General features: G+C 75.6%; 5 protein-coding genes. 2 read left to right on the forward strand and 3 right to left on the reverse strand.

Annotated features, from left to right (window positions below; translation table 11 throughout):
* Positions 1-248 precede the first annotated feature (248 nt).
* The gene (galE, locus tag BMW27_RS14080; protein ID WP_091445121.1) at positions 249-1247 is read right to left on the reverse strand and encodes a UDP-glucose 4-epimerase GalE; all 999 of its coding nucleotides are present in this window, start codon (positions 1245-1247) and stop codon (positions 249-251) included.
* Between the two features lie 323 nt (positions 1248-1570).
* Between galE and BMW27_RS14085 the strand changes: the two genes are divergently transcribed.
* Together BMW27_RS14085 and BMW27_RS14090 are read left to right on the forward strand one after the other, a co-directional pair.
* Positions 1571-2878 (forward strand): hypothetical protein, encoded by a 1308-nt coding sequence (locus BMW27_RS14085; RefSeq protein WP_091445122.1) that lies wholly within the window; start codon positions 1571-1573, stop codon positions 2876-2878.
* Between the two features lie 146 nt (positions 2879-3024).
* Positions 3025-4563: an exopolysaccharide biosynthesis polyprenyl glycosylphosphotransferase gene (locus BMW27_RS14090; RefSeq protein ID WP_175486506.1), complete on the forward strand. Its 1539-nt coding sequence runs from the start codon at positions 3025-3027 to the stop codon at positions 4561-4563.
* Positions 4564-4576: 13 nt separating this feature from the next.
* On the opposite strand, the gene BMW27_RS14095 is transcribed toward BMW27_RS14090, so the two are convergent.
* Entirely contained in the window at positions 4577-5419 is an 843-nt protein-coding gene (locus tag BMW27_RS14095) for a hypothetical protein (protein WP_091445123.1), read from the reverse strand.
* 185 nt (positions 5420-5604) lie between these two features.
* A partial coding sequence (locus tag BMW27_RS14100; RefSeq protein ID WP_281244761.1) for a UDP binding domain-containing protein occupies positions 5605-6000 on the reverse strand: 396 nt, incomplete at its 5' end.

Below are 6000 nucleotides of genomic sequence, written 5' to 3' on the forward strand. Positions count from 1 at the left end.
GACGCCGGGCAGGGGCGTCAGCGCCTCCCGCCATGGAAGGCGGACGCCGGTGGTCGTGCTGTGGATCGTCGTCGCGTGGTTCGTGCTCGCGTGCCTCGTGGCGCTACCCCTGGCGCGGCTGCTCAGGGAGCCGGGCGAGCAGGAGCATGCCGCAGCCCCGGTCGCCGCCCGTCGCACGTCGCCCCCGGGTCCGCACCGGTTCCCCACCGCACGCCGCGGGCCCGCCACCGGAGGGCGACGGCGGGCGGCTACTCCCGCTCGCCGCTGGGTACACGCGCCCCCCGCGCCGTCCACCCGGCCCACGCTGAGGCCACCATCTCCCTGACGCCGTAGCGCGCCTGCCACCCGAGCGCGTCCCGGATGGTGTCGGCCGATGCGACGACCCGGGCCGGGTCCCCGGGACGGCGCGGCTCGACGACCGGCTCCGCCCAGGACTGGTCGGCCGTCCCGGTGACCTCGCGGATCGTCGAGACCATCTCCCGCACCGAGACCCCCTCGCCCCGGCCGATGTTGGCCGTGAGCGCATCCACCCGTCCGGCCGCGAGCGCCTGCGCCGCGGCGAGGTGTGCCGAGGCGATGTCCCCGACGTGGATGAAGTCGCGGACGCACGTCCCGTCCGGCGTGTCGTAGTCGTCGCCGAAGACCAGCGGCGGACGTCGCTCGGACAGCCGCTGGAACACCATGGGGACGAGGTTGGACACCCCCCGGTCGGTCAACGCCGGGTCCACGGCGCCCGCGACGTTGAAGTACCGCAGGTTGACGTAGCGCAGGCCGGTGGCCGCGGCGACGTCCCGCACCAGCCACTCGCCCACCAGCTTCGTCGTCCCGTAGGGGTTGACCGGGCGGCACTCGGTGTCCTCGACGACGGTGTCGACGTCCGGGGCGCCGTAGACGGCCGCGCTGGAGGAGAAGATGAACGACTCGACCCCGGCCTCGGTGGCCGCCTCGAGCAGGACGCGCAGCGCCTCGACGTTCTCCCGGTAGTAGTGCAGCGGCCGGCGCACGGACTCCTCAACCTGCTTCTTGGCCGCGATGTGGACGATGCCCCGGACGTCGTGGCCGCGCAGCGTCTCGGCGACGAGACCGGCGTCGAGGACGCTGCCCACCACCAGCGGCGTGCCGGGGATGCGGGCCGGATCCCCGGACGAGAGGTCGTCGAGCACGACGACACGCTCACCCGCCTCACGCATGACGGAGACGACGTGCGCCCCGATGTACCCCGCTCCCCCGGTCACCAGCCAAGTCACCCCGGCAGGCTATCCACCGACGGCGGCCCCACCAGCCCACCGGGACCCAGGTCATCCCGTCGGGGGACGCCGGGACGCAACGGAGGGTGACGGGCGACACAGGGGGTCTTAGGTCCCGGGCGTGGCTGGCACCAGCCGATTCTCACCAGAACCTGCACGTTCCGGTCCAAGCCCCAACACGGAGAGTGAGACGTGGCCGAGTGGCGTCACAGTTCGTGGCCGATCGGGTTGCACGTGGTCGACGGTCTACGGAAGGTCGGTGTGCGAGCGCGACGAACGCTCCCGCGACCAGACCCGCACCCGGGGACGACACAGGGGGGATCGTGCCCATCGGAGGCAGCACGGTGTGGCCGGACGGCGACGGTGTGTCGCTGCCCGTCGCCGACGCCGTACCTGGCCCCGAGGTCAGCGGCTGGTCGTGGCGCCGCCGCCTGATGGGCGGTGCGGTCCTCCTGTCGGGCGCGTGGCTCGCGCTGACCGCCGTCGACGGGACCGCCCGGGCCGACGAGGCCGCCACGGCGGTCGACGAGCCCGCCGTCGTGGTCGCGGAACAGGTTCCGCAGACCGAGCAGCCCGCACCGGCGGCCGCCCCGTCCTCGGTCGTCCCCACACCCGCCCCGAGCCCCGCGCCCCCGGCGGTCGTGAGCGACCCGACGACCGAGGTGCCGGTCGCCGAACCTGCTCCGGTCGCGCCGGCCCCCGTCACGCCGGCTCCCGCCGAGCCGGCCGTCGAGGCCCCGAGCACGCCGGCGGCCCCGGCCCCGGTGACGCCCAGGCCCGTGACGTCGAAGCCCGCCGCGCCGGGATCCGCCTCGGCCGTGCCCGGCTCGCCCGCGCCGGGCACGGCCACCGGCGGCAGCGCCTCACCGGACACCGCCACCGGCGGCAGCGCCTCACCGGACACCGCCACCGGCGGCAGCGCCTCGCCGGACACCGTCACGGGCGGCAGCGCCGGACAGGGCACCTCCTCGGGCGGCACCAGCTCGCCCGGCGGCGCCGCTCCGCCGGACACCGCCACCGAGGCCACCGCTGACCCGGGCGTCGCCGGTGGCACCACGCCACCTGACCTCGCCGACAGCGGGTCGGCCACGACCGCGGAGCCGGCCGTCCCGGCGCAGGGCGTCACCGTCCCCCCCGTCGGACCCGTCCTCGCACTGCCGCTCGCAGATGCGGACAGCGGCGTGGACGCCCTCACGGCATCGTCACCGCCGACGGTCCCCGTCCCGACGGTGCAGCTGTCGCGGGGCGCCCCTGCCGACGTGACGGTCCCCGCCGCGGACGTCCGCAGCCCGCGCGACGGCCCGGGGCAGCCGCCGGTCCAGGTGGTCACCCAGACCACGCCGGCGCCGGTGACCCCGGTCCCGCCACCCGTGCCGACCCCGTTCGCCCCCGTCCCGGCCCCAGCTCCGGCCGGACCCGTGGGACCGACCGGGCCGACCGGTCACGGCGGCTCGTCCACCACCGTGTCCAGTGGTGGTGGGGGGCACGGCCACGACACGCACGTGCTGGTGGCCGGACTGGCGGGCGACACCCTGGGGGCCTCCGCGGCTCCGGGCTCGGCCCGGTTCGGCTCCGCCCCGGACCGCTCCCCGGCCGGTGCGGCCCAGAACCCGGGCGCCCGTCCCGACTGAGCCCGCAGCGCTGATCCGCGTACCGCTCAGCGCCTCGCCGATCCGCTGCCCGGGCACCGTGCTGCCCAGGAACCGGAACGCGGCCACTCACTCCCGCGCGCCCTCGCCCGCGCCGTCCGTGCTCGCCCCCTGCCAAGGACCAGTCGATGAGGTCAGTCGAACCACCCGAAGCCGCTCACGCCCGTCGCGGCACCCCGATCACCGTCCCCGTCTCCCGTGTGGCCGAGGCGCACGACCAGCCGCACGCCGCCTCCGCCTCCGCCGTGCGCGAGGCGGCACCCGCTCGCCGGGCGTTCCGCGCACCGTGGACCCTGCTGAGCCGCCTGGGCACCCCGCCGCTGCTGGTCGCGCTCGACGGGCTCGCCGTCGTCATGGGCGTCGTCGGCATGGAGGTCGTCAGCCGCCAGGTCGGGCTGGACGCCCCGGCGCGCAAGACCGCCGCCTTCGGCGCGCTGCTGATCGTGCTGCTCTGGCAGGCCGGGCTGCACCGCTCGCGCCTGTCCCTGTCCATCCTCGACGACCTGCCCGTGCTGCTGGGCCGGTGGCTCGCGGCCGCGGCCGTGGCCGTGCTCGGCCAGATCGCCTGGTCGCAGACCCTGTGGCAGGACTACGTCGTCAACTGGGCCTTCCTGTGGGGGGCCGTGACGACCGGGGTCGCCGTCGTCGTCCTCCGGGCGATCGGTTACGCGACGATCCGGCAGCTGCGGTCGCGCGGCCTGGTGCAGCACCGCACGGTGGTCGTCGGCGCGGGCCGCGTGGGCGCGCAGGTCACCGAGATCCTGCAGGCGCACCCGGAGTACGGGCTGCACCCGATCGGCTTCCTGGACGACGACCCCCCGGTGTTCGACAGCATCCTGCCGCTGCCCGTCCTGGGCGGGCCGCAGTCGCTGACCGACGTCCTGCGGGAGCGGCGGGTCAACAACGTCGTCGTCGCCTTCTCCTCGATGAAGGAGTCGGAGATGGTCAGCGTCATCCGGACCTGCGACCGCTTCGACTGCGAGCTGTTCGTCGTCCCCCGGCTCTACGAGCTGTCCCACGTGGACACCGCGATGGACGCCGCCTGGGGCTTCCCCCTCGTGCGCCTGCGCCGGGCGACGTACCGCAGCCCCGCCTGGCGGGTGAAGCGCCTGCTCGACGTCCTCGTCTCCGGTCTGGCGATCCTCGTCATCGCGCCGCTGCTGCTTCTCCTGGCCGCCGCGGTGCGCCTGGACGGCGGTCCGGGGATCCTCTTCCGGCAGGAGCGGGTCGGCGTCGACGGCCGGCACTTCGACGTCCTCAAGTTCCGGTCGATGCGCCCGGTGGACGACACCGAGTCCGCGACCAACTGGAGCATCGCCCAGGACGACCGGGTCAGCCGGTTGGGGCGCTTCCTTCGCATGACCTCGCTGGACGAGCTGCCCCAGCTCTTCAACATCCTGCGCGGGGACATGAGCCTGGTGGGTCCGCGTCCGGAGCGGCCGTACTTCGTCGACCAGTTCCGCGGGCTCTACCCCAGCTACGAGGCGCGCCACCGGGTGCCCTCGGGGCTGACCGGGTGGGCGCAGGTGCACGGCCTGCGGGGCGACACGTCGATCGCCGACCGGGCGCGCTTCGACAACTACTACATCGAGAACTGGTCGCTGTGGCTGGACCTGAAGATCATGCTGCGGACGGTGAGCTCCGTCCTGCGGGGTGCCGGGCGCTGAGCGACCGGTCCGGTCAGCCGCGGAGGGGGTCGGCGAGCCGCTCGCGGACGGGGGCCGCGGCGGCGTCGTCGCCGCGGCGGAGCACCCAGGAGGCGGGCAGCACCAGGCGCGGCGCGACACCGACGAGGACGGCGACCAGGACGGCGACGCCGGCCAGCGCCTCCCCGGACTCCTCGAGGTAGGTGGCGGTCACCGCCCACTGCCCGACCGCTGCGGCGGAGACGGCGGAGAGGCCGACCGACGCGGCGGCGTAACCGGCCAGGCAGCTGAGGACCCGGCGGCGGTCGCGGCGCTCGGCGCGGCTGACGAACGCCAGGACGGCGAGCACGGCGACGGCGAGCGCGAGGCTCGCGACGACGGCACCCGCCTCGCCGACGGTGGCCGAGAGGGCGGCCACCGCGTCGACGTGCACGGTGCCGCCGGCCTTGACGACGGCGATCCCCGCACTGACCAGGCCGACGGCGAGCCACCAGGTGCGGCGTCCCGGTGCGCGGACGGCACCGGCGACCGCGGCAACGGCGGCCACGGCGAACAGAGCGGCGACGAAGGCGCGGGGCGCGGAGTACGGGGCGTCCATGGACAGGGCGCGGGCCGCCGGGCCGGTGGCGCCGGTCAGCCGGAGGACGTAGCCGGCGGTCTCGAGCAGGACCGCGACCGCGGCGAGGGCGACACCGACGGGCGGCAGCGGGACGCGCCGCCGGGCGGTGCGCAGTCGGCTCCCGGGCACGGCGTCGAGAGCGGTCAGCGGGCGTTCGGAGAGCACGTCCGCCATGCGCAGGCCACGGCCGATGACCACGGCGACGGCGACGGCGAGCAGCACCCAGAGGACCACTCCCCCGACGACCCATGTCCACACACGGCCGTCATCGGCAGGTCACCAGCGGATCGTGACCCCACGGGTCACCGGTCACCCGAACGAGCGGATCAGCTGCGGGGGCCGCCGATGCCGGGTGCGACGCGGGCGGGGAGGTCGGCGGTGGGGCACGGACCGGACCACACGGAGGGAGCGTCGAGTCCACCGCCTGCCGCGGCGCAGCGACCTCAGCCGGCGCGTCGGCCGAGGGCGCGGTAGGTCCAGCCGGCGGCGGTCCAGGCCTCCCGGTCCAGGGCGTTGCGGCCGTCGAGGACCCGCTTGCCGGCCACGACCTGCCCGAAGGCGACCGGGTCCAGGTCGCGGTACTGCCGCCACTCGGTGAGCACCAGCACCGCATCGGCCCGGTGCGCGGCCTGCTCGGGGGTGGGCGCGTAGTCCAGCTGCGGCCAGGACCGGCGGGCGTTGTCGATCGCGGCCGGATCGGTGACGCACACCACCGCGCCCTGCAGTTGCAGCTGGGCGGCGACGTTGAGCGCCGGGGAGTCGCGGATGTCGTCGGAGTCGGGCTTGAACGCCGCGCCGAGCACGGCGATGTGCTTGCCCAGCAGCGAGCCGTCGCAGAC

It is taken from the genome of Geodermatophilus poikilotrophus (assembly GCF_900111455.1).
GTDB lineage: Bacteria > Actinomycetota > Actinomycetes > Mycobacteriales > Geodermatophilaceae > Geodermatophilus > Geodermatophilus poikilotrophus.